General features: G+C 38.8%; 22 protein-coding genes. 2 read left to right on the forward strand and 20 right to left on the reverse strand.

What is annotated here, in order from left to right:
- Window positions 1–65: 65 nt before the first annotated feature.
- The 11 genes from htpG to GQR45_RS11015 form a co-directional block, all read right to left on the reverse strand.
- Complete coding sequence (gene htpG, locus GQR45_RS10970) at window positions 66–1,979, reverse strand: molecular chaperone HtpG (RefSeq protein ID WP_007584077.1); 1,914 nt, start codon at window positions 1,977–1,979, stop codon at window positions 66–68.
- Between the two features lie 118 nt (window positions 1,980–2,097).
- The gene (locus tag GQR45_RS10975; RefSeq protein WP_165725913.1) at window positions 2,098–2,823 is read right to left on the reverse strand and encodes an RluA family pseudouridine synthase; all 726 of its coding nucleotides are present in this window, start codon (window positions 2,821–2,823) and stop codon (window positions 2,098–2,100) included.
- A 4-nt stretch (window positions 2,824–2,827) separates the two neighbouring features.
- Window positions 2,828–4,729 (reverse strand): MFS transporter, encoded by a 1,902-nt coding sequence (locus tag GQR45_RS10980; RefSeq protein ID WP_165725914.1) that lies wholly within the window; start codon window positions 4,727–4,729, stop codon window positions 2,828–2,830.
- Window positions 4,730–5,025: 296 nt separating this feature from the next.
- Entirely contained in the window at window positions 5,026–5,634 is a 609-nt protein-coding gene (gene recR, locus GQR45_RS10985) for a recombination mediator RecR (RefSeq protein ID WP_008165968.1), read from the reverse strand.
- Between the two features lie 7 nt (window positions 5,635–5,641).
- A complete protein-coding gene (locus GQR45_RS10990; RefSeq protein WP_002962306.1) occupies window positions 5,642–5,968 on the reverse strand; it encodes a YbaB/EbfC family nucleoid-associated protein in 327 nt (108 codons plus the stop codon).
- 60 nt (window positions 5,969–6,028) lie between these two features.
- Window positions 6,029–8,554: a DNA polymerase III subunit gamma/tau gene (gene dnaX / locus GQR45_RS10995; protein ID WP_165725915.1), complete on the reverse strand. Its 2,526-nt coding sequence runs from the start codon at window positions 8,552–8,554 to the stop codon at window positions 6,029–6,031.
- A 3-nt stretch (window positions 8,555–8,557) separates the two neighbouring features.
- Complete coding sequence (gene apt / locus GQR45_RS11000; RefSeq protein WP_007584093.1) at window positions 8,558–9,103, reverse strand: adenine phosphoribosyltransferase; 546 nt, start codon at window positions 9,101–9,103, stop codon at window positions 8,558–8,560.
- 170 nt (window positions 9,104–9,273) lie between these two features.
- Entirely contained in the window at window positions 9,274–9,396 is a 123-nt protein-coding gene (locus tag GQR45_RS21505) for a hypothetical protein (RefSeq protein ID WP_002962301.1), read from the reverse strand.
- A 72-nt stretch (window positions 9,397–9,468) separates the two neighbouring features.
- A complete protein-coding gene (locus GQR45_RS11005) occupies window positions 9,469–10,221 on the reverse strand; it encodes a putative DNA-binding domain-containing protein (protein ID WP_007584094.1) in 753 nt (250 codons plus the stop codon).
- Window positions 10,222–10,257: 36 nt separating this feature from the next.
- Entirely contained in the window at window positions 10,258–11,115 is an 858-nt protein-coding gene (locus GQR45_RS11010) for a DUF692 domain-containing protein (protein WP_165725916.1), read from the reverse strand.
- A 67-nt stretch (window positions 11,116–11,182) separates the two neighbouring features.
- A complete protein-coding gene (locus tag GQR45_RS11015) occupies window positions 11,183–11,716 on the reverse strand; it encodes a hypothetical protein (protein ID WP_010553389.1) in 534 nt (177 codons plus the stop codon).
- Between the two features lie 225 nt (window positions 11,717–11,941).
- On the opposite strand from GQR45_RS11015, the gene GQR45_RS11020 reads away from it, so the two are divergent.
- Window positions 11,942–12,922, forward strand: a complete 981-nt coding sequence (locus tag GQR45_RS11020) for a tRNA-dihydrouridine synthase (protein WP_165725917.1) — start codon at window positions 11,942–11,944, stop codon at window positions 12,920–12,922.
- A 61-nt stretch (window positions 12,923–12,983) separates the two neighbouring features.
- The gene (locus GQR45_RS11025) at window positions 12,984–13,310 is read left to right on the forward strand and encodes a TraR/DksA C4-type zinc finger protein (RefSeq protein ID WP_024590816.1); all 327 of its coding nucleotides are present in this window, start codon (window positions 12,984–12,986) and stop codon (window positions 13,308–13,310) included.
- A 16-nt stretch (window positions 13,311–13,326) separates the two neighbouring features.
- Here the strand turns inward: GQR45_RS11025 and GQR45_RS11030 are convergent, their stop codons facing one another.
- The 9 genes from GQR45_RS11030 to pyrC all read right to left on the reverse strand — a co-directional run bounded on the left by GQR45_RS11030 (window position 13,327) and on the right by pyrC (window position 22,192).
- Window positions 13,327–14,370: a hypothetical protein gene (locus GQR45_RS11030; protein WP_165725918.1), complete on the reverse strand. Its 1,044-nt coding sequence runs from the start codon at window positions 14,368–14,370 to the stop codon at window positions 13,327–13,329.
- A 61-nt stretch (window positions 14,371–14,431) separates the two neighbouring features.
- Window positions 14,432–15,691, reverse strand: coding sequence for a tetratricopeptide repeat protein (locus GQR45_RS11035; RefSeq protein WP_165725919.1), 1,260 nt, complete (start codon window positions 15,689–15,691; stop codon window positions 14,432–14,434).
- 11 nt (window positions 15,692–15,702) lie between these two features.
- Entirely contained in the window at window positions 15,703–16,320 is a 618-nt protein-coding gene (locus GQR45_RS11040) for an energy transducer TonB (protein WP_024590813.1), read from the reverse strand.
- On the reverse strand, window positions 16,320–16,724 hold the full coding sequence (locus tag GQR45_RS11045; protein WP_007583867.1) for a biopolymer transporter ExbD: 405 nt from the start codon (window positions 16,722–16,724) through the stop codon (window positions 16,320–16,322). Before GQR45_RS11045 ends, GQR45_RS11040 begins: the two co-directional genes overlap by 1 nt.
- A gap of 14 nt (window positions 16,725–16,738) precedes the next feature.
- Complete coding sequence (locus GQR45_RS11050; RefSeq protein WP_002961709.1) at window positions 16,739–17,263, reverse strand: MotA/TolQ/ExbB proton channel family protein; 525 nt, start codon at window positions 17,261–17,263, stop codon at window positions 16,739–16,741.
- Entirely contained in the window at window positions 17,263–18,627 is a 1,365-nt protein-coding gene (locus GQR45_RS11055; protein WP_007583865.1) for a MotA/TolQ/ExbB proton channel family protein, read from the reverse strand. Before GQR45_RS11055 ends, GQR45_RS11050 begins: the two co-directional genes overlap by 1 nt.
- A gap of 6 nt (window positions 18,628–18,633) precedes the next feature.
- Complete coding sequence (locus GQR45_RS11060; protein WP_010553386.1) at window positions 18,634–19,404, reverse strand: DUF3450 domain-containing protein; 771 nt, start codon at window positions 19,402–19,404, stop codon at window positions 18,634–18,636.
- Between the two features lie 1,091 nt (window positions 19,405–20,495).
- Window positions 20,496–20,699: a cold-shock protein gene (locus tag GQR45_RS11065; RefSeq protein ID WP_002961702.1), complete on the reverse strand. Its 204-nt coding sequence runs from the start codon at window positions 20,697–20,699 to the stop codon at window positions 20,496–20,498.
- Window positions 20,700–21,139: 440 nt separating this feature from the next.
- Window positions 21,140–22,192, reverse strand: a complete 1,053-nt coding sequence (pyrC, locus tag GQR45_RS11070) for a dihydroorotase (protein WP_007583861.1) — start codon at window positions 22,190–22,192, stop codon at window positions 21,140–21,142.
- Between the last annotated feature and the right edge of the window lie 133 nt (window positions 22,193–22,325).

Raw genomic sequence — 22,325 nt, forward strand, 5'->3', positions numbered from 1 at the left:
GAACATACGTTCCCTTTTATTTAAAGTATATAATTTATACTTTTATTAACTAAATAGTTAACTGACTACTTGCTTAGTTCAAGCATTAGTTTGTTTAGGCGAGTAACAAACCCAGTTGGATCTTTAAGTGTACCGCGCTCTGCAAGTAATGCTTGGTCTAATAAAACATGTGACCACTGTGAAAATTTATCTTCATCTTGTTCGTCATTCAAATGCTTAACAAGTTGATGCTCTGGGTTTAGCTCAAACACAGGTTTTGCTTCTGGTGCTGCTTGACCAACAGATTCCATTAGCTTTTGCATTTGTGAGCTCATGTCGTTGTCGTCGCTTACAACACATGCTGGAGAATCTGTTAGGCGGTGCGTAAAGCGCACTTCTTTAACGTCATCACCTAGTGCTGTTTTAATACGCTCAACAAGGCCTGCCATTTCTTTTTCAGACTCTTCTTGTGCTTTTTTAGTTTCTTCGTCGTCCAGCTTACCTAAATCTAAATCACCACGTGTGATTGACTGTAGTTGCTTATCAGCAAATTCAGTTAAGTGGCTCATCATCCACTCGTCAACACGGTCACTTAATAACAATACTTCAATCCCTTTTTTGCGGAAAATCTCTAAATGAGGAGAATTTTTCGCAGAAGTAAATGTATCAGCTACTACATAGTAAATTTTGTCTTGGCCTTCGTTCATACGTTCAACATATTGCTCAAGCGACACATCTTGCGTTTCTGAATCAGTATGAGTAGACGAAAAACGTAGTAGCTTACATACAGCTTCTTTATTTGCCGCATCTTCAGCTGGGCCTTCTTTCATTACTTGGCCAAACTCATTCCAAAATACTTGGTAATCGTCAGCTTTGTTTTTAGCCATACGCTCAAGCATTTTAATAATGCGCGATGTACACCCTTTACGAATAGCTTGCGTTACTTTGTTGTCTTGTAGAATTTCACGAGATACGTTTAGAGGTAAATCGTTTGAATCTAGTAACCCTTTTACAAAGCGAAGGTAGCTTGGCATGAACTGCTCAGCATCATCCATTACAAATACACGTTGTACGTAAAGCTTTAAGCCACTTTGACGTTCACGGTTCCATAAATCAAAAGGTGCTTTTTTAGGGATGTATAAAAGGCTCGTGTATTCAGTTTTACCTTCAACCTTATTATGTGCCCAGCTAAGTGGATCTTCCCAGTCGTGGCTTACGTGCTTGTAAAACTCTTTGTATTCTTCATCAGAAAGCTCTGACTTATCACGCGTCCACAATGCAGTTGCACGGTTAATGCTTTCCCACTCGCCTGGTACTGCTGGAATTTTTTCGCCGTCTTCGCCTTCAGACTCTGGTACTTCTGCTTTAAACATTTGTACAGGTGTTGAAATATGGTCTGAGTATTTTGTAACAATGCCACGTAAGCGGTAATCGTCAGCAAATTCTTTTTCTTCATCACGAAGATGTAAAATAATGTCGGTACCACGGCCTTCTTTTTCAATTTCTTGAAGCGTGTATTCGCCTTCACCTTGAGATTCCCACTCGTAAGCGGTTGTTTCACCCGCTTTACGTGTACGAACAGTTACTAAATCAGCAACAATAAATGCTGAGTAAAAACCAACACCAAATTGACCAATTAATTGTGAATCTTTACTTTGATCACCCGTTAAGTTTTTGAAAAACTCAGCAGTACCCGACTTTGCAATAGTACCCAATGAGCTTATTACTTCATCACGTGTCATACCAATACCATTATCAGAAATGGTAATTGTATTTGCTTCTTTATCAGCACTAATACGAACACGTAAATCGGCATCACCTTGGTAAAGGTCGCCTTGAGATAGCGCTAAAAAGCGTAACTTGTCTGCCGCATCTGATGCGTTTGACACAAGTTCGCGTAAAAATATTTCTTTATTAGAATAAAGAGAATGAATCATTAAGTTTAATAATTGTTTTACTTCTGTTTGAAAGCCTAATGTTTCTTTTTGTGCTGCAGTCATTTATATATCTCCAATTTGCAAAGTGTCTGCGTTATGCACTTAATATGGGGTGAGGTGTTAGAACTTCAAGGGAAAAATCAAAAAAAGGTGAAACGAAAAAATAGAATATCTCGTTTATCTAAAATGGGTGCGGACAATTAATATGAATTTTTTCACCTGTTGTTGGATGTTCAAAATATAAATCGCTGGCATGTAATTGTAAGCGTCCTGCCATGTACTCACTTTGCGCACTTTTATATAAATCACAGCCTAAAATTGGGTGGCCTATAAACTGGCTGTGTATTCGTAATTGATGGGTACGTCCGGTAACGGGCGTAAATTGCACTAAGGTTCTGCACGGCTGTTTAAGCCGCTCAAGCACACTGTATTCACTCACCGCTACTTTGCCCGTCGTTTGGCAAATTTTAACTCGCGGAAAAAGCAGTTTATCTTTTGCTATTGGTGCGGTAATTTCCCCCTCATCAACAGCTAAGCTACCCTCTAACATGGCTACATAACGCTTTTGGATAGTACGCGTCTGAAACTGTTTATTAAGATGCTTTGATGCTTTGGCGTTTAATCCAACAATCATAATGCCCGATGTACCCAAATCTAACCGATGCGGTAACTTAGCCTCAGCAAATGCGGCTGTTAACCCTTTTTGACCATGTACTAAACGGTAATGTACTGAGTCCCAGTTAAGCGGATTCTTACCAGACAAACTTAATAAGCCACTGGGTTTATTGATCAGTAAAATATCATCATCTTGATATAATATTTCAATAAACCCGTCGCACTTAGGCGCTACAAAGTCATCAACAATCATTTGTGACTCTACTGGTGTATCCAATATTGAGTTAGCCATTAAATTAGTCAATATCTTTTGAATGAAGCGCTTTTAAAGCCAATACTTGCTCACGTAAATCGTCTGCTACTACTTTGTCAGCGGCAATCGGGGTACCTACTGCAACCGACACCAAAGACCATTTTAATCGTGGTAATTGCCATTTAGCTTTACGGCTAAACATGCTGCCCCATAAACCACCTAAGTGCACAGGAATAACGGGCACAGGTGAGCGCTCAATAATGCGCTCGATTCCACGGCGAAAAATATCCACTGAGCCGTCACTGGTTAGTTTTCCTTCAGGGAAAATACCAACAAGTTCGCCTTTATTAAGCGCAGCAGCTACTTCGTCAAAGGCTTTTTTAAACGCTTCTGGATTGGTTTTTTCACTGTTAATGGGAATAGCCTTAGCCATTTTAAATAACCAATGTAGGGCCGGCGAATAATAAATAGGGGCAAATACCATAAACCGGATAGGCCTTGGTGATGCGGCTAAAATAAACATCCAATCGACAAAGCTCACGTGATTACACACGACAACCGCAGCGCCTGCATCAGGTATATTACTTTCACCTTTTGTACGCACTCTGTACATACAAATAGCTAAAATATATATAATAAATCGTAAAAAGAACTCTGGTACTTTGGTATAAATATAAACAGATATAAGCAAGTTTAGCCCAGCAAGTAACAGTAGCAACTCTGAAATACTCCACTGAAAAACAGACAGCGTTACAATACTTAAAACAGCACTGCCCACCATAAACAGTGCATTTAATACATTGTTAGCCGCTATAACTCGTGAGCGACTCGACTCTTCAGTACGCTGTTGAATAAGCGCATACAGCGGTACAGTATAAAAACCAGAGCCAATACCAATGCCTGCCATCCATACAAAATGCCACAACATGTCGCCTGTTTTTAATAACTGCTCAAGCGTCAATAATTCAAGGTTTTGAGGTAAATAAGAGCTAATAACGCTCTCTTGGCTCAGTAAGTATAAAAACAAGGTAATTAAAATAGCGCCAAAAGGCACAATTCCTAATTCTATTCGAGAGCGAGAAAGCTTTTCACATAATAACGAACCAATAGCAATACTTAGTGAAAACACAACAAGCGCGCTAGTTACAACCAGTTCATCGCCGCCCATTGTGTGTTTTACATAATTTGGTAGGGACGTTAAAATAATTGCGCCAATTAACCAAAACCAACTGATCCCGAGGACTGATTTACCAACCGATTCTGTTTGCGAATTAAGTGCTGAAAATACGTTTTTCGTGGATGAAAATATATTATAGGTAAATTTTAAGTTAGGCTCGTTTGCCTCACTAGTGGGTATAAAGCGACTGCTCACATAACCCATAACAGCCAGTACTAATACGGCAATACTTATAAGCGTAGGCCCTACTGATTGAGTAATATAATAGGTGCCAAAAATTGTACCCATTAGTATCGCTACAAACGTGCCTGATTCAACCAAGCCATTCGCTTTTGTTAATTCGTTAGGGGCTACGTGCTGCGGTAAAATAGAGTATTTTAATGGACCAAAAAACGTACTTTGTACGCCCATTAAAAATACGGTAGCTAACATCAGCCAAACATACTGCGTTAAAATAGAGACAGCCCCTACAACCATAATAGGGATTTCACATAGCTTTACGATTCTGATTAGTTTGGATTTTTCTGTTTTTTCAGCTAACTGCCCCGCTATCCCTGAAAATAAAAAGAAAGGTAGGATAAATAACCCAGCAGCAATATTTGAATAAAGTGCGCCATCAGCAAGCGTTGCAGCCTGAAATATCAATAGAATAAGCACTGATTGCTTATACACGTTATCGTTTATCGCTGAGAAAAACTGCGTAATAAAAAGCGGTAAAAAACGCTTACTACCCAGTAATGTACCTTGGTAGGGTTGATTATCTTTCATTGTATTCCTTACTAATTAGAGACATAGCCCAAAAATATATTATACCAATTTGTTTAATTAAATGATCTATTTTGAGGGCGGAAAAACGTGTTGATAGCTAGGCAAAAAATTCACTATTTAGTTGTTCTAAATGGGAATTTTTTAACGCAGGTAGCGACACGTTTAGCCCCGCAAAATGATTAAGTATTATTGCGGATTGGTATTTGATTGTTTCTAAGCTTACCTTAAAAACAAAAAAGCCTACATGATTTAATCATGCAGGCCTTTATAATATCTTTTCAAATAGTAACTTAGAGTTAGTCTTGTGTAACTAAACGCCTGCCGCTAAAAGCATGCATAAGCGTTCTACCATCTACTAAATCAAGTTCGCCCCCCACAGGAATACCGTGAGCAATACGCGAAGCACCTACTTTATATTTATGACAAAGCTGAGCAATATAATGAGCTGTAGTATCGCCTTCAACGGTAGGGTTAGTCGCTAAAATAACCTCATTAATACCGCCTTGAGCAAGTTTTTGCTCTAAAACGTCTAAGCCAATTTCTTTAGGGCCGATACCGTCAATTGGCGATAAATGACCCATTAAAACAAAGTATAGCCCTAAATACTGACCTGTTTGCTCAATGGCAAGCACATCAGTAGGCGATTCAACAACACATAATATGCCGCTGTCTTGGCGTTTTGTACTTAAACAAATATCGCACTGAGCTTGTTCGCAAAAAGTACGACAAGACTGACAATGCCCTATGGCTGTCATTGCTTTAGTCAATGCATTGCCCAGCTGAGTGCCTCCCTTTCGGTCGCGCTCAAGCAAGTGAAAAGCAATACGTTGCGCCGACTTTGGACCAATGCCCGGTTGACAGCGCAGTGCTTCTATAAGTTGATTTAAACTATCTGAAAGTTGCATTATTTACTTAAAACGGCATTTTCATACCTGGTGGTAATTGCATACCGCCAGTTACTTTACCCATGCGCTCTTGTGTTTCTTCTGCAACACGGCGTACAGCATCGTTACATGCTGCTGCAAGTAAGTCTTCAATCATGTCTTTGTCGTCTTCCATAAGGCTTTCATCAAGCTGAACACGACGTACATTGTGGTTACCAAGCATGGTTACTTTAACTAAACCGGCACCGGCTTCGCCAACAACTTCTAATGTTGCGATTTCGTCTTGGGCTTTTTGCATGCGATCTTGCATTTGCTGCGCTTGCTTCATCATGTTGCCCATTCCACCTTTAAACATAACTTTCTCTCTTTCTTTTAATACATTAATTAACATGAACATAAGGGCGATTGTAAGTAATTACAATGCCTGAATACTGTTTTCGTCAATTTCGGCGCTAAATACTTGCTGAAATTGTACTATGTTTTCATCAGATGTGATCACATCGATTGCTTGTTGATGACGACCTGCATCAATTTTTTGCTGAATAAGATAAGGAGAGTCAATAACTCCCTTAGCAAAATTAATACTTAACGACACGTTATGCTCATAAATACTCGACAATGCGGCATCTAATCTTTGGCGAAGCATCGGTGTATCTAAATGCTTTTGTGATTCATCAACGTCTATATGTAAACTGTTGCCTTGCTTGGTAAATATTGAATGCAATGCAAATTGGCGCATACGACCACCCAGTCCCATACGTTTAATTAAATAAGCCCATTCATCTTGTTGATGTGCAAATCTAATTTCACTAATTGGGCTTTGAAAATCATCAGGGGCAGGAATACTTACTTCCTCTGGCACTATTTCAGGCGCTTTTTGAGGGTTTATTTGCTCAAGTAATTCTGGCGCAAGATTTTCAGTAATTGTTTGGTGCTTTGCTTTAAAATCAATCTTACTAGCTGGCTTTATGTTGGAGTGATTATGTGCCTGGGTTTGGCCCCCTGTTACTGGGAGCTCATGCTTTTTTTCACTCTCACCTTCGCTATCAGTTGCCCAAGGAGGGATATCGCCAGACGCAGTACTTGAAGGGCTATTAAGCTCACTTGCACTTGTATCTGCATTACCTTGATGAACACTTTGGGCTTTAGGCATTCTTGGATGCTGTTCTGGCTTTTTAGCAGGCGCTTGGCTTGGCTGCACTGCTGCATTATTTGCAGATGTACTTGTACTCTTGCCTGATAACCTACCCGCACCCGATATGTTTCTGTCACGTAAAATACGAGCAATGGCAGATTGCGCCTGCGCTTCTTGCTCAGCTATTGGCGTACTTGCATTGTGATTTGCTAAGGGCTCTGGTGAAGACTCTGAGTTTGCAGTAGGTACAGGTTTAAAACCCTGATCTACAGCGCTACTCATTATATCGTCAAACTGCGAAGCTAACGTTTGCTCAGCATCACTATGTTGCATGTAAGCTTCATCTTCACTTTGGCGCTGGGCTTGAGCATCCGAAACAACATTGGTTTGTGGTTGTTCATTAGCTGAAGCCTGTTGTTCAAAAGCGTTTTCACTTTGTTGAACCGGTTGCTCTACTGCAACTTGGGCAGGCTCATTATTACTTTGTACGACATCATTATTCGATGTCTGAGCAGCAACATTTGGTAAAGGCCCTATCTCAAGGGATTTAGGCTGCTCTGTATTGCTAACTGGCTTAGTATTATTTACAGGGGCACTACTTTGGCTAGCTACAGTGTTTTGCGATGTTTTATTTTTATTTAATATATCTCGCAGTGCTTTTGCGCGGCCTTGTTTATTTGGGGCCGGCTCTTCGTTTACTGTGTGTACAGTTTGTTGAGCGTCTGTAGGCTTAAATGCTAATAATCTTAGCATTACCATTTCAAAACCTAAGCGAGGTTCTGGTGCCCATTGTAAATCTTTTTTACCATTTAACAGTAACTGATAATAAACTTGAATTTGTTGTGGGCTCGTATGCTGTGCAACATGAGCAATATAATCTACATTTGTTTCATCTAGCCCTGCCGCTTCTGGCACTAACTGGGTTAGTTGAGTCAAATGCGTAAGTGCAATTAAATCATCAAGTAATGCCACATAATTAGGATTACGACTTGCCACCTGCGCAATCTCATCCATTAGCGCAGCGCCATCTTGTGCAAGTAATGCTGCAAGCAAGCTTTGGCTATAATGAGTATCCATTAAACCAAGCATAGTTTGTACTGCTTGATTATTAATGTCACCATTTGTTTGCGCAATAGCTTGGTCGGTTAAGCTAAGCGCATCACGCATACTGCCATCAGCGGCTTTTGAAATAATGCTAAGTGCATCGGTATCAAAGCTAAGCTGCTCTTGAGTAAGTACGTGTTCAAGCTGTGTTTTAATTTCACTTTGCGATAAGGCGTTTAAATTAAATTGCAAACAGCGAGATAAAATAGTAACTGGTAGTTTTTGAGGATCGGTCGTAGCCAATAAAAATTTCACATGCTCTGGTGGCTCTTCAAGCGTTTTCAAAAGCGCATTAAAGCTGTGCTTAGAAAGCATGTGAACTTCATCGATTAGGTATACTTTATAACGTCCACGTGTTGGTGCATATTGAACGTTATCGAGTATTTCGCGGGTGTCTTCTACTTTTGTACGAGAAGCCGCATCTATTTCGAGTAAGTCAATGTAGCGCCCTGCTTCTATATCTAAACAGCTGCTACATTGGCCACACGGATTTGCAGATATACCTTCGTCGCAATTTAAGCTTTTAGCAAAAATACGCGCAATAGTAGTTTTACCTACACCGCGGGTTCCAGTGAATAAATAAGCGTGATGCAGTCTATTTTGTGTAAGCGCATTTACAAGCGCTTGCTTAACATGAGACTGCCCAACCAATTCATGAAAGGTTTGAGGACGCCATTTTCTCGCTAGAACCTGATAACTCATCGATTACTCGCCTTCGAATTCAACCAATTTTAGGATTTTAATACCCATTTTTTTGATGCGCTGCTCGCCACCAAGTTCTGGTAGTGATACAACAAATGCAGCATCTGTGGCTTCGCCACCTAGTTTATGAACTAATTTAGCTGTGGCTTCAATTGTGCCGCCAGTTGCTAATAAGTCATCAACTAATAATACTTTATCGCCAGGTACAATTGCATCAACATGCAGCTCTAGCGTGTCTTCACCGTACTCAAGTAAGTAATCTTGACGAATAACTTCGCGTGGTAACTTACCTGGTTTACGAACTGGAATAAACGGAATGCCTAATGCGTAAGACAGTGGCGCACCAAAAATAAAGCCACGTGATTCTGTGCCAATTATTTTAGTAAAACCCTGATCTTTATATTCTGCGATAAACGCGTCAATAGTTGCTTTAAAGGCTTCTGGATTTGCCATTAAAGTGGTTACATCGCGAAACATGATGCCCGGCTTTGGATAATCAGCAATTGTAGTTATGCTGTTTTTGATAATTGCTGGTGTTACTTGAGTCATAATTTTAACTGCTCAATTGTTTATATTACAAAGCAGGTGATTATAACCTTAACTAACCTTTAATTGCGAGTTTGGCGTTACTATAAAAGAAGTATTAACTATGGGGGGGTAATTAAAATAAAGTGGTTCAAGGCTGAAGTAAGCAACAGCCTTAATAAACGCTATGCATTTTAAGTTAAGCTAGTGATCCAGCCTAATATTGCATTTAAACAACCAATCCCTGCAAATACAGCTAAGAAAGCAAGAAAATAAGTAGCGTTGAACGGATCTTTAAAGTCTTTATCATCTGACATTGGTACAACCTTTTATTAAGCACGACAAATAAGGCTGCCATAATAGACGATGTAAAATCATCAATAAAGACCTTAATCTTGATTTTTTGTCACAATTACACCGCGTTCAACCATTGCATTGAGGGTAACCAATGCGCCTTGAGCAATTTGCTCTGCATTAAACTGTGGTGCATGAGCGAATACCTGTTGGCAAACGTCGTCAAATGTCGCTCCATCACTTGCCTCAATAATTGATAGTAACAAAGCAGTCATCGCATTCGTAGCCAGAAATTGAACGTCATCATCTTCATCTCTGTATACAACAAAATAATTAGGCTGAGGTGATGGCTCTTTTGGTTTAAAGCGATTGCTAATATTTTGAACCGGAAATTGATAACTTAAATTTCTTGCCGTTTTCGATAAATACAAAGCAGAACTAGTAAGCGCTGTTGTTTGTAATTTTTGCTCTTGCTCATCTTCGTGTGCAATCGATACATCTAGCTCTACCCATTCATAATGTGCAAGTTCTAGCATAAACACGGGATCGTATCTTTTCATTTTATAATCACTTGATAAGTAATTAATAAACTCCCCTGCTATATCTAAAAAGTACGGCGAATGACAATCATATTCGCTAAAAAATTGGCGTACAAGGACCAGCCATTGCTTGTCTGTATATAAGGTTTTTAATACAGGAAAACCTGATGATATAAAACCTTCAATGTTATTAAAAAATAGGTCGCGATAAATGGCCATACGCCTGTCTTCGATACCGCTGGGCTTTTTATTTTTTTTAGGCTCGCGAATATGCGCCATAAATTCGTTTTGTATTTCAATAAAGCTCATAACCAGGCACTCTTTTAATATTTATAAAGGCTTATATTAAGCTCGTTGTTTTGAAACCGTTGAAGTAATGTGTTTAGCTTGTAGCTCATGAATTATATCTAACTCTTTGGTTAAAATATTCATGGTAGGGATATTAAAATCGCGCTCAAGCAAGGTTGGAAATACGCCATGCACTTCATATGCTTTATCCAGTAGCTCCCACACAGGATCAATGACATCAGCACCATGTGTATCAACTATTAAGTCATCAGCCTCATTATAATGGCCTGCAACGTGCCCATAGGCAATACGATTAGAAGGCAGCCCAGTTAAAAACGATTGTGCGTTATAGCCATGATTAATCGAATTCACATAAATGTTATTCACATCCAGTAAAAGCTTGCAGTCTGCCTGCTCTAAAATGGTATTTGTAAATTCGAGCTCTGATAATTGCTGTCCAGGAGCGCCATAATAGGAAACATTTTCTATCGCAATTTGCTGCTCAAGTATGTCTTGTACTTGTTTAATGCGAGGCACAACATGTGCTATAGCATCTTGTGTAAACGGAATAGGCATTAAGTCATACATATGGCCTGTACCAGAGCAGTAACTTAAGTGCTCACTGAAAATTTTTATATTGTGCTCTTCAAAAAAAACTTTTAAAGATTTAACAAATTCAACATCCAGTGGTTCGGGTGAACCGATAGACAGTGATAATCCATGACACACAAAATTATTTGCATCTGTTAATGTTCTAAATTGCTTTTTAAAACGTCCACCTAGTTTTAACCAGTTCTCTGGGGCAACTTCCAAAAAATCGACTTGATTAGGTACGTGTTCAAGCAGTTCATCAAGCATTTCTCGTCGTAGGCCAAGGCCCACCATCCCGAAATCTGTACTCTGGATTTGTGTCATAACTACCTCTAACTTATCAAAAAAGGGCCTTAAGGCCCTTTTAGCATAACTTATTTAGAATAAGATATTAACGACCGCCACATTTACCTTCGCCGCACTTACCTTCTTTTTTAGTTTTTTTAGCATCGCCGCCGCATTTACCTTCACCACATTTGCCTTCTGTTTTAGCTTTTGCATCTTTTGCATCGCCGCCACATTTACCTTCACCACACTTGCCTTCTGTTTTAGCTTTTGCATCTTTTGCGTCGCCGCCACATTTACCTTCACCACACTTCCCTTCTGTTTTAGCTTTTGCATCTTTTGCATCGCCACCACATTTACCTTCACCACACTTGCCTTCTGTTTTAGCTTTTGCATCTTTTGCATCGCCGCCACATTTACCTTCGCCGCACTTACCTTCTGTTTTAGCTTTTGCATCTTTAGCATCGCCGCCACATTTACCTTCACCACACTTACCTTCTTTAGCGTCTAGTTGGTAACCTGTCACTAATTGTTGAAACTCAAATGGGTTGGCTTGTACATCTGCAGATACAAAGCTTGCAGAGCCAACAACTACTGCACCTAAAGTTAACGCGATTGTATTTTTTTTAACTGTATTCATTTTGTGACTCTCTTTAATCAAGTATTGTAAATCTCAGCAATAAAAATGTATTTTAAATTGCTTGTATGCTTAAGTAGACCTGTACAAGAATAAAAACTTTCATTTATTTTCATAATATTTACTTTTGCGGTTTCTACATTAAATATGGTTGGTAATTACAGATTTATCAATGTGTGATTTACAGGTAAACTATGCGTCCAGTTTTTTATCAAAATTAATCACCTTATGAAACTTGTTTTAGCACCTATGGAAGGTGTCGTTGATTTTAAAATGCGCCAATTACTCACAGACATTGGTGGGTTCGATTTGTGCGTTACCGAGTTTGTAAGAGTGGTTGAAACATGCTTACCTGATAAAGTTTTTCATCGATTTTGCCCTGAACTACATAATAATGGATTTACGCGAGCAGGTACTCCTGTGCGTGTTCAATTACTCGGCCAAGAAGCAAATCCGTTAGCCGAAAATGCAGTAAGAGCAATTGCTTTAGGATCTCATGGGGTCGACCTTAACTTTGGTTGCCCAGCAAAAACCGTTAATCGTAGTCGAGGGGGTGCTGTACTGCTTAAAGATCCTGACCACATGTATACGATTATTAAAGCAGTCCGAGATGCTGTAGATGATAAACATGAAGTAAGTGCAAAAATTCGCTTAGGCTTTGATGACGACAGTAACAGCCAAGAAATTGTTGATGCTGTGGTAAGCGCAGGCGCAAATAGTGTAGCTATACACGCCAGAACCAAACGTGATGGTTATAACCCGCCAGCTTATTGGGAAAAAATTCCACCAATAATAAAAGATAAAAATATTGCCGTTGTTGCCAATGGTGAGATTTGGCAAGTTGAGGACGCAATGCTTTGCCAAAAACGAAGTGGATGTACTGATTTGATGCTTGGTCGTGGCGCCCTTTCGCACCCTGATTTAGCAAAAAAAATTAAAGCTCATGTAAATAATGAACAATATGATGGCCTTCAATGGGAGCATATTATTTATCACTTAATCCACTCTGCTATTCATCAAGACCCTGCAAAAGATGAAAAGTATTTTGCTTCTCGTACAAAGCAATGGCTAGGTTACCTTAAACGCCAATACCCGCAAGCGGTCGATTTATTTGATGAAATCAGGCGTTTAAAAAGTAAAGAAGATGTGGCAAGCGTATTAAATAAATACGCCAAAGCACCGCAACTTGATTCAAATCATAACGGCTAACCTAAAGCCTCTAGATAATATCAGTATAACGTGAAGCCAATTTAATAAGGTTGTACTGATAATGCATCATCAAAAAAGACTAAACGATGAAATAGCACAAATTAAATTAAATATATTAACTATGCTTTCTAAATCAGCCTACCCTACACATCAGCATTTAATACAAATTTTAGATAATACAGCAAACAATGAATGGTTAGACTGTGCAGCAGAGAAGCTAGGTCCTGAGTATGCGTTTTTGATCAGTCGCATGACTAAATTAGAAGCGGCGGTCAGCCAAATAGAAATTGGGCAATATGGCTACTGCTGCGACTGTGAAGAAAAAATACCAGCCAAATCACTTGAACTAGACCCCGCAACCCAACGGTGTACAAAGTGCGCACAATAAGCGCACTTTCAAATCATTATATAATTTGTTGTATAAAGCTAAATGATTGCCCTGGGTAGAGTATTATATCTTCAACTAAATATTGAGCCTCTTCTTGGGTGATTTCTAAGCGTTTTATAAGGTTTACCTTCGCCTGTGGCAAAGTCCACGCATGGTAATGAATGCCAATATCTGATTCCATCATTGCAAGCATCAATGTTTTATCTTTATCAGACATGTTCATATTGCTCGCCATTACAGGTAAGTCTTGATAATCAGCCTGCCAATCAAGCCCTTCAATTAATTTTTCATCCGATAGATACTGCACTAAAAACGATTTTTTATGAGAAATAGACAATTTACTATCGAATGCAACACGATCTAATACTTTTATATTTTCATTTAAAATAGTAACCCACTCTAGCGGTGAATGTACTTCGCCACTAAAGTAATTTAGTTTGCTCTGATACCACTGTGACCCATTTGGCAGGCCTCTCAGACCAACACTACCTCTAGGCTTGTAACTAGCTAAATAATCGCTAAAAGCTCTTATATGACTCTTAAGCGCTGGTTGAACGTCATTACTACCTATCGCACTCAATACATAGCTTTGTAGTAGTGTGAGCTCAATTTTATTCAGCTTTAAATTGCTTTGTTTAGCACTGTCTAGCGTATCTTGGGTTAACTTAAGCCAAGTAATAATATTATCCGGCGTACTTTTTGACCCCTCAAAAGCAAGCATGTTTTTTAATACGTCTACTTGAGCCGGCCAATTAAAATAGCGCTCAGGAAAGCGCTCTGCAATAACCAAGTAGTTTACTTGTGCAATTTGATTGAGATTAAGCTCCATACCCATTAGGTTCTGATAAATAGTATGACGTTTAACTAAATACGCATCAGAAAAGACCAATTGCTCTTTAGTAATCCTATCGATTTTTTTAGCGTCTGGTTGTACAAGTGCCATGTTTAAAGTTTTTAAAGCAACTTGTGCGTCTTCAAATGACTCATAAGGTTGAGGCTGCTTTGAACATGCAGCTAAAAATAAGCACAGTAGTAATGAAAAAGAGAGCTTTTTATACATAGTAGTTCCAATAAAAAAAGCCCCAGAGGGGCTTTTTATAAGTTGCTTTAGCTAATTAAAATTAAATTTTAACACCGTTGCGAGCGGCTTTATCTTTAATATATGTAGACCAACCTTTTGCAAACTTACGTGTGCGAGGGTCATCCATAGCTTTAGTAATTGCAGCATATGCTTGCTTATACTTACCTTGATAGTAATACGCTTCAGCTAAATCTGAATAAATAGTACCTTTTTTGTCAGAGCCAAGCTCTAATGCTTTGTTCAAACGAACAACAGCAGCACTGAATTTCTCAGATTGTAAAAGTAATGAACCAGCTTTACGGTAAAGTTCAGCGTCGTCATCAAATTTAGCAGCTTCTTCGTAGTACTTAGCAGCTTTTTCTAGATCTTTAGAGCGATGATAATTACTAGCAATCGCGTTAATATTCTGCTTTGTACGTTTTACTTTTTCACTCTTAATCGCCTTTTCTAGCGTTACAGCTGCTCTAAAAGGGATCTCGTTTAGAGAATAAAAGTTAGATAAGACTTTATAATCAACTTCATTTTCAAAGTAACCGTTCTTGTAAGCAACTTCCATCGTTGCTAAACCTTTAGAATAATCCTCAGTTTGTAGGTAATATTTACCTAAACCAATCCAAGCTTTTTTATCATCAGGCCATACACGAACAATCTCTTCGCCAACTTTAACCATACTTGCATAATCTTTAAGTTCAAAGTATGCAGCTAGTTTTAGTTGGAAAGGGCCTTTATTTGGCTCTTTTTGAAGTTTAATTGCCTTATCAGCTGGTTCAAAAACATCACGAAACTGCTCTAACTGGAAATTAGCTTGGGCAATACGTGTGTAAACCGTAGGGTCTTCTTGGCCAGTGAAGTCCATCCAAGCTACATAAGCTTTTTTGGCTTCTTGATACTTTTCAGTACCGGCGTATAAATCGCCTAACAGTTTTAGAGTTTGTTCTTGATCAGCAAAGTTTAAAACATCAGGGGCAACTGCTTGTTTAGAATATTTAATTGCTTCGTCATACTTTTCTTTTTGCGCGTACATGCTACCTAAGTAACGATTTACAGTCGCTTTATCAAAGTCATTCGAAGCATCAATCTCTCTAAGCAAAACAATTGCTTCATCAACTTTTTCTTCATTGTACAAGTCAAATGCTTTAATTACCTTTTTACCAGTACGCTCGCCCATGATTTTAGTTTTTGCTTTTTTACGCTCTTCAATTTTTGCGTAATCTGGCGCTGCTAAAACAGATGCACTTAAAGTAGCACCAGTCACAGACATAAGAATCGCAAGAGCAGTTACTTTAGAAAAATTTCTCATTACTCGCCTCCTTAGTTGCCTTGGTTAAGTTTAAAGTCTAATTGAACTTGTAAACCTGGTTGTTTCTGTGGTTTTCCGTCAATGATCTTAGGACGGTACTTCCATTTACGCAATGCGCGTTTAGCTTCACGGTCAAAGATACGTTTCGGATCTGCGTCAATTACTTCAACGTCAGTTACTCCACCTAACTCATCAATTGTGAATGAAAGTTGTACCCAACCTTCTTTGCCATCACGTGCTGCTTGCGTTGGATATTTTGGTTCTATACGAACGATAGGTGTCGCATCACCATCTCGTCCAAATGCACCAGGACCACTTAATCCACCAGCTGAACTACCTATATCGATACTACCCATATTAAATGACATAGCACCAGGATTAGGGTTATTATTTTCCGGCTGTGGCGGCTGCGGTTTAGGCGGCTGCTTTGGCGGTGGTGGAGGAGGAGGCGGTACACGCTTCCTCTCCTGCACCTTAGATTCAGGCGGATTCGTCATTATTTCGACTATGATCTGCTCTTTTTGTTCCGTATTACGGTCAGCCCCACCAGAGATGAGGAAGGCCATGAAGTAGAACAAGCCGAAAGTAACTGCCCCACCTGCAATCAGTGAAAACAGAAAACGAATCATTACTGATCTCCAGCTATTGAAATTCTAAGGTTGTCACCCGTCGCTTTAATCTGGTCCATAACTTTAACCACTGTGCCGTGTTTAGCTTCTTTATCAGCTTGTATAATCACAACTTCAGTAGGTTGTTCTGCTAATAAACTTTCGATTTTTGCTGAAATACGTTCAACATCAATTTGTTGTTTATCAACCCAGATTTCGCCGTTACTACGAATAGCAATAAAAATGTTAGCATTTTTTTGCTTAGTAGCTTGGGCAGCTTTTGGTTTATTGACCTCGATACCAGCCTCTTTAACGAACGATGTAGTTACGATAAAGAAAATAAGCATGATAAATACGATGTCAAGCATTGGCGTCATATCAACCGCTGCTTCTTCTTCTTCACGAAAACGTTGTTTACGTGCCATATTTAATTCTCTCTCTAGTGATGAGGCATACTATCAATAAGTTTGGCTTTCACCATTTTAGCTTTTGTCTCAAGACGTGAGCTAAAAAATACTCCAGATAGTGCCGCAACCATTCCAGCCATTGTTGGGATTGTTGCCATTGAAATACCTGATGCCATTAAGCGTGCATTACCCGTACCCTGGTTGGCCATGGTTTCAAAAACCGAGATCATACCAGTAACAGTACCAAGTAAGCCTATTAAAGGACAAACAGCTACTAATGTCTTAATCAACAACATACGCTGATCTAATTTTTCAGACGCTTCAGAAATCCATGCTTCACGGATTCTGTGTGCGTACCAAGACGTAGTGTCTTGGCGGGCATCCCACTTTGCTACAATTTCTTTCGCTGTGCGAGGAAACTCTGCAAGTAGAAACCAATAGCGCTCAATCATTAAAACCCACATCAGAAAGAGTGCTATCGCGACCACGTATAAAACCTGGCCGCCTGTGCCAACAAAATCCCTGATAGATTCCCATATCTCCATCAGGACTAGCATTAGGCTTTCTCCTTCTCCGCGTGAGTAGCAACGATACCCGCGCTTTGCTCATCAAGGATGTGTAATACCGACTTACTACGACCAGCTACAAGAGCATGAAGTAGAATTAGTGGTAATGCAGCAATTAGACCTAGCGCTGTAGTTACAAGTGCTAGAGAGATGTTACCTGCCATGATCTTCGGATCACCCGTACCGAACAATGTGATTGTTTGGAACGTTAAGATCATACCGATTACTGTACCTAGTAGACCTAGTAACGGTGCGATTGCAGCAAGAATCTTAATTATGTTGATACCAGCTTCGATGCGTGGCGTTTCACGTAGAATCGCTTCATCAAGTTTAAGCTCAAGGTTTTCAACATCTTGGTTCTTGTTGTCATGGTACACTTTAAGAATACGACCCAGTGGGTTATTTGTATTCGGTGTAGCAACATTTTTAAGCTGGCTCTTAATCTTACTAGTAGTAAGTGTAAGGTCAACAAAGCGAATTAGAGTAATTAGCATACCTAAAGCTAGTAAAGCTGTAATGATATAACCAACTACGCCACCTTGATGGAAGTATTCCATAAGTGTCGCTTTTTGAGTGTTGATACGTAAGATAGCACCACGAGTCGGATCGATATAAACACCAGCGTAGTTATCTGGTGATGTATTTTCAAGATCAGTGATACCGTCTAAAATATAGCTATCAGGCTGTTTACCTAGAGGCTGAATAGACTTAGTTTCTGGTGAATAAATTAAGTAACCATCGTCTGTAACTAAGTTAAAGTTACCGATACGCGTTACTTTCTTCATTGACGGGTTACCGTCAAGACCAGCAACTTCAGTTTCAAAAGTTGAAACTTTAGCTGATTCAGTCATTTCTGTTTGAAGTGAAATCCAAAGTTCTTCAAGTTCGCGAACTGTAGGAAGTTCTTTAGCAGCAGCTAATGAACGTAAGATTTCAGCACGGCCAGGTTTCTCAGCACTAACTAGTGATGCTTCGATAGAACCGATAGCGTCTTGAGCTGCACGACGTACAACACCAAACATCTCACCCAAAGTACCTTGAGCACTTTGAAGAGCTGCTTCTTTTTCAGCTAACGTGTTTTCATTTTGTGCATATTGCTTAGTTAAGCTTTCACCACGAGACTTCTCAGAAGCAAGTTGGCTTTTAGCTTTATTAAGTAAAGATTGCTTGTCAGCACGATCTGATAAGAACTCTTGTTCACGTTTCTTATCGATTTTACCTTCAGAGATACGCTCTTGCTTTACTTGCTCAAGTATTTTATCTAGAGCTCCAGTATTTGCATGTGCATTTAACGCGGTACCTGCAGAAACAGTTAGTACTGCGGCAACAGCAAAACCTTTAAATAGTTTCTTCATTATTGATTACTCCGCGCCAAAGATAGGTAGTTTAACAAGTTCTAATGTCGCTTGCTTACGCGCCATACGAATAACTTCTTTAACAGGTTTTAGGTATTCTTCACCTAATTTTTTCCACTGTTTAGTGTTGTTATCCCACACCCAAGCATGTTTCAAGTCAAAAGACTGAGCAACGTAAGTAATACGACCTAACTGACCGATATCAACGTTAATACTTTTGCCATCAACTTCTAGTGTACCTTGTGAAGCAGATACAAGTGAGCTGTATGCTGTTTCAATAGTGTAAGCTTCAAGTACTTGACGGAATTTTTCAGACGTCGTTACAGACGCAGAAACCATGATTTCACGTAGTCTTTCAACACGTCCTAAACGCGTCTCTAGATTAAATGGAACGTCCGCTTTGATGAATTGCTCAAGCGTATCGATCATGCGATACATCAAAGGCACAACGTTTTGTTTCGTGTTATCAATCGTAGCGATTTGACGATCAAACGATTCAATAGACGCGTTTTGGCTATCAACCAAGCGCGACACGTGATCGTTATACACTTTCATAAGTTCAGTCTCATCAACAACGCTACGGTACTCAGCGATTAGCTCCTGAGTTTGACCATATACATTGTCAATTTTAGTTTGAGACTTAACCGCAGCCTTTTGAATTTGTTGACCTGCTTTTTGCACGTCATTCAAAGGATCTGCAATCACATTGCTGCTTGCAAATGCAAATGCGCCAACCAACGCAGTTGCTACAAGACTCTTTCTGATTTTAACAGACATAGTTCCCAACCAATTAAGTAATGTTACTTTTATAATTTAATTATCCTCCGAAGAGAACAACCCTGATATCTTTTAATAGATATCAACCTTCCAATAATGCTAAATGCAATTAGCGCTGTCAACTTGATGTTTACTAATCTCTGCAAATAAATAGCTAAGTTAATGCTTAAACAAAAGTACTAGCACACAACTGTTAACATTATTGCAACTAAGCTTTTGCTTAATATTTCGATTAAAGCCTTTTGAGGGGTGTATTTATTCGCATTGTACTGACATAAAACAACATTATTGCAACATTTAGCCAAAGCTGAATTCGCACTGAAAAAAAACAAAAAAAAATATAGATAGATATAACAAAAGTTATTTTTTAAACGATTTCAGCACATTTTATCTCCCCAATAACACTTCATCTGAAAAAACAAACCATTTGTCGCACAAAAAAACAACACTGGATAATCTACAATACCGCCCACCTTGCTTTATGCACGCAATGCCTAAAGCCATTTATAAAACGTGTTTCCCATAAATAGTAATAATAAGTTTCTTTTAGCAAGGCCTGAAATAGCCAAATAGCTTTCGATAATTAGACGAGTTACATTTACCGCTTTAGAGTGCTCATTAATACTATTTGACAGTTAAATTTATTTAGTAACAAAGTTAATCACAAAAAGCTGCTCAACTTTAATAATAATGGACTATAAATGATGCCTAACGCTTCCGTAATAAACTATCAGAGGCCTATAGAGGTTCCCTTGCCCATTTATAGTTAAAGTACAAAACTTCAACCTGATTGCACTAGCAAGACTTACACTAAAATTTACACAGATTGTTATTTGGCATCATTTTTATGTATATAAGTATCAGATCAGTCGGATAAATTGTAAGGGATGTTTTAAATGCGATAGAAAGTGGTTCGATTGTATTTCAGATAATTGAATTTTGGGTTTGTATTAAAATAGAAGATTTAAGAATATATGAAATTTGTGTTCAAGGATTTAAAAAGAAGGATTTTATTAATTATGTACATAGAGAGGAATTATGGTGAAACAGAGACCTGCTTCACCAAGATGAACTAGAGTTCACATAATAAATTATGCTGCTTCTACGTTCTCAGCTTCAGGGCCTTTTTGACCTTGTTTGATGCTGAATGTCACTGCTTGACCTTCGCTAAGAGTGCGAAAACCAGAACCAGTGATTGCGCTGAAATGTACAAACACGTCAGGACCATTTTCTTGTTCAATGAAACCAAAGCCTTTAGCTTCGTTGAAAAACTTTACTTTACCAGTAACCGACATACTAAATTTTCCTGTAAGTCAATAATTAAAATTCAGCCATATTATTATGGCAATATCCTCCCTGAGTCAATGCTCAAAAATATGGAGGTACAGTACAGGAACAAGTAATAACCTAACCGGTAACCTTAAACGCAGCACAATATCCGTAAATTCAATACATAAAAACTCAAAGCAAGGTAAGATTAACACATTATATTTTTTTTCGCTCTATTAATTGGGAATTATTTATTAAAAATATAAATTTGTTTCAAATCGCCTTTAACTGACTAATTTCCAAGCAAAAACTATAAAGTATTATTGTAATATATATTGCTATAAACGCGTATAAAAGCCCTCTACAACAGCAATACTGTCAAATAACGCTTCAATAATATCAAAAATACAAACAAAAAAGCCGCTTTAAAAATTAAGCGGCTTTTGATTTAAATATAAAATATTAACTATTCAACAGACCAATCAATAGTATCTTCTGCTTTTATAGGCACAACTTCAGAGTCGCCTAGGGTATAACTTGCAGGTACGTCCCATGGTTTTCTTTGTAATGTTATTGTATCGGCATTACGCGGCAACTCATAAAAGTCAGGACCAAAGTGGCTTGCAAATCCTTCAAGCATGTCCAAAGCTCCTGCGTCTTCGAATGCTTCAGCGTATAACTCAATAGCGGCATGAGCCGTATATGCACCAGCACAACCACAAGCAGCTTCTTTTTTATCTTTGTAATGTGGTGCAGAATCAGTTCCTAAGAAAAACTTTTTATTTCCACTTATAGCTGCGGCCATTAATGCTTGCTGGTGAATGTTACGTTTGAGGATTGGCAAACAGTAATAATGTGGGCGAATTCCACCCGCTAACATATGATTACGATTATAAAGCAAATGATGAGCTGTAATTGTTGCTGCTACATTGCTAGGTGCATTAACTACAAACTCTACTGCATCTTTAGTTGTAATATGCTCTAGTACAATTTTAAGTTCAGGAAAGTCACTTACCACATCCCCTAAAATCGTCTCTAAAAATACTTTTTCACGGTCAAAAATATCAATTGATGAATCAGTAACTTCTCCGTGTACTAACAGCAACATACCTACTTCTTGCATTGCTTTTAAAACCGGGTAAATATTTTTGACTGATGTAACACCCGAATCAGAATTGGTTGTAGCGCCCGCAGGATACAGCTTTGCAGCTACTATTTTACCCGTTGCTTTTGCTTTCTTTATTTCATCTGGTGTCGTTTTATCAGTAAGGTAAAGTACCATTAAAGGCTCAAAGGCTCCTTGTGGGCCTGCTGCCATAATACGTTCTCGATAAGATAGAGCGGTATCAGTACATGTTGCCGGCGGAACAAGGTTTGGCATAATAATAGCGCGACCCATGTATCTGCTAATGTCTCGTACAGTATCCTTTAGCTGGTCGCCATCACGTAAATGTACATGCCAGTCATCTGGGCGAGTGATAGTAAGGGTTGTTACAGAGTTTGTATTATTGCTTGTCATTACTTTGTTCCAAGGCTGAATTTATCCGATCATAGGCATATGATGTTTTCGAGTAAAGATTTTATTAAAAATAATGCATATGTTGATGACATTATCGAGTTGTGTGATTAAAGCTTAATACTCCAATTCAATT

The sequence above is a fragment of the Pseudoalteromonas sp. SA25 genome (assembly GCF_011378705.1).
In the GTDB taxonomy this organism is placed as follows: domain Bacteria; phylum Pseudomonadota; class Gammaproteobacteria; order Enterobacterales; family Alteromonadaceae; genus Pseudoalteromonas; species Pseudoalteromonas arctica.

What these genes read in the sequence shown, in the direction of transcription:
- htpG (WP_007584077.1), bottom strand. Translation starts at nt 1,979, where the DNA reads ATGACTGCAGCACAAAAAGAAACATTAGGCTTTCAAACAGAAGTAAAA.
- GQR45_RS10975 (WP_165725913.1), bottom strand. Translation starts at nt 2,823, where the DNA reads ATGGCTAACTCAATATTGGATACACCAGTAGAGTCACAAATGATTGTT.
- GQR45_RS10980 (WP_165725914.1), bottom strand. Translation starts at nt 4,729, where the DNA reads ATGAAAGATAATCAACCCTACCAAGGTACATTACTGGGTAGTAAGCGT.
- recR (WP_008165968.1), bottom strand. Translation starts at nt 5,634, where the DNA reads ATGCAACTTTCAGATAGTTTAAATCAACTTATAGAAGCACTGCGCTGT.
- GQR45_RS10990 (WP_002962306.1), bottom strand. Translation starts at nt 5,968, where the DNA reads ATGTTTAAAGGTGGAATGGGCAACATGATGAAGCAAGCGCAGCAAATG.
- dnaX (WP_165725915.1), bottom strand. Translation starts at nt 8,554, where the DNA reads ATGAGTTATCAGGTTCTAGCGAGAAAATGGCGTCCTCAAACCTTTCAT.
- apt (WP_007584093.1), bottom strand. Translation starts at nt 9,103, where the DNA reads ATGACTCAAGTAACACCAGCAATTATCAAAAACAGCATAACTACAATT.
- GQR45_RS21505 (WP_002962301.1), bottom strand. Translation starts at nt 9,396, where the DNA reads ATGTCAGATGATAAAGACTTTAAAGATCCGTTCAACGCTACTTATTTT.
- GQR45_RS11005 (WP_007584094.1), bottom strand. Translation starts at nt 10,221, where the DNA reads ATGAGCTTTATTGAAATACAAAACGAATTTATGGCGCATATTCGCGAG.
- GQR45_RS11010 (WP_165725916.1), bottom strand. Translation starts at nt 11,115, where the DNA reads ATGACACAAATCCAGAGTACAGATTTCGGGATGGTGGGCCTTGGCCTA.
- GQR45_RS11015 (WP_010553389.1), bottom strand. Translation starts at nt 11,716, where the DNA reads ATGAATACAGTTAAAAAAAATACAATCGCGTTAACTTTAGGTGCAGTA.
- GQR45_RS11020 (WP_165725917.1), top strand. Translation starts at nt 11,942, where the DNA reads ATGAAACTTGTTTTAGCACCTATGGAAGGTGTCGTTGATTTTAAAATG.
- GQR45_RS11025 (WP_024590816.1), top strand. Translation starts at nt 12,984, where the DNA reads ATGCATCATCAAAAAAGACTAAACGATGAAATAGCACAAATTAAATTA.
- GQR45_RS11030 (WP_165725918.1), bottom strand. Translation starts at nt 14,370, where the DNA reads ATGTATAAAAAGCTCTCTTTTTCATTACTACTGTGCTTATTTTTAGCT.
- GQR45_RS11035 (WP_165725919.1), bottom strand. Translation starts at nt 15,691, where the DNA reads ATGAGAAATTTTTCTAAAGTAACTGCTCTTGCGATTCTTATGTCTGTG.
- GQR45_RS11040 (WP_024590813.1), bottom strand. Translation starts at nt 16,320, where the DNA reads ATGATTCGTTTTCTGTTTTCACTGATTGCAGGTGGGGCAGTTACTTTC.
- GQR45_RS11045 (WP_007583867.1), bottom strand. Translation starts at nt 16,724, where the DNA reads ATGGCACGTAAACAACGTTTTCGTGAAGAAGAAGAAGCAGCGGTTGAT.
- GQR45_RS11050 (WP_002961709.1), bottom strand. Translation starts at nt 17,263, where the DNA reads ATGCTAGTCCTGATGGAGATATGGGAATCTATCAGGGATTTTGTTGGC.
- GQR45_RS11055 (WP_007583865.1), bottom strand. Translation starts at nt 18,627, where the DNA reads ATGAAGAAACTATTTAAAGGTTTTGCTGTTGCCGCAGTACTAACTGTT.
- GQR45_RS11060 (WP_010553386.1), bottom strand. Translation starts at nt 19,404, where the DNA reads ATGTCTGTTAAAATCAGAAAGAGTCTTGTAGCAACTGCGTTGGTTGGC.
- GQR45_RS11065 (WP_002961702.1), bottom strand. Translation starts at nt 20,699, where the DNA reads ATGTCGGTTACTGGTAAAGTAAAGTTTTTCAACGAAGCTAAAGGCTTT.
- pyrC (WP_007583861.1), bottom strand. Translation starts at nt 22,192, where the DNA reads ATGACAAGCAATAATACAAACTCTGTAACAACCCTTACTATCACTCGC.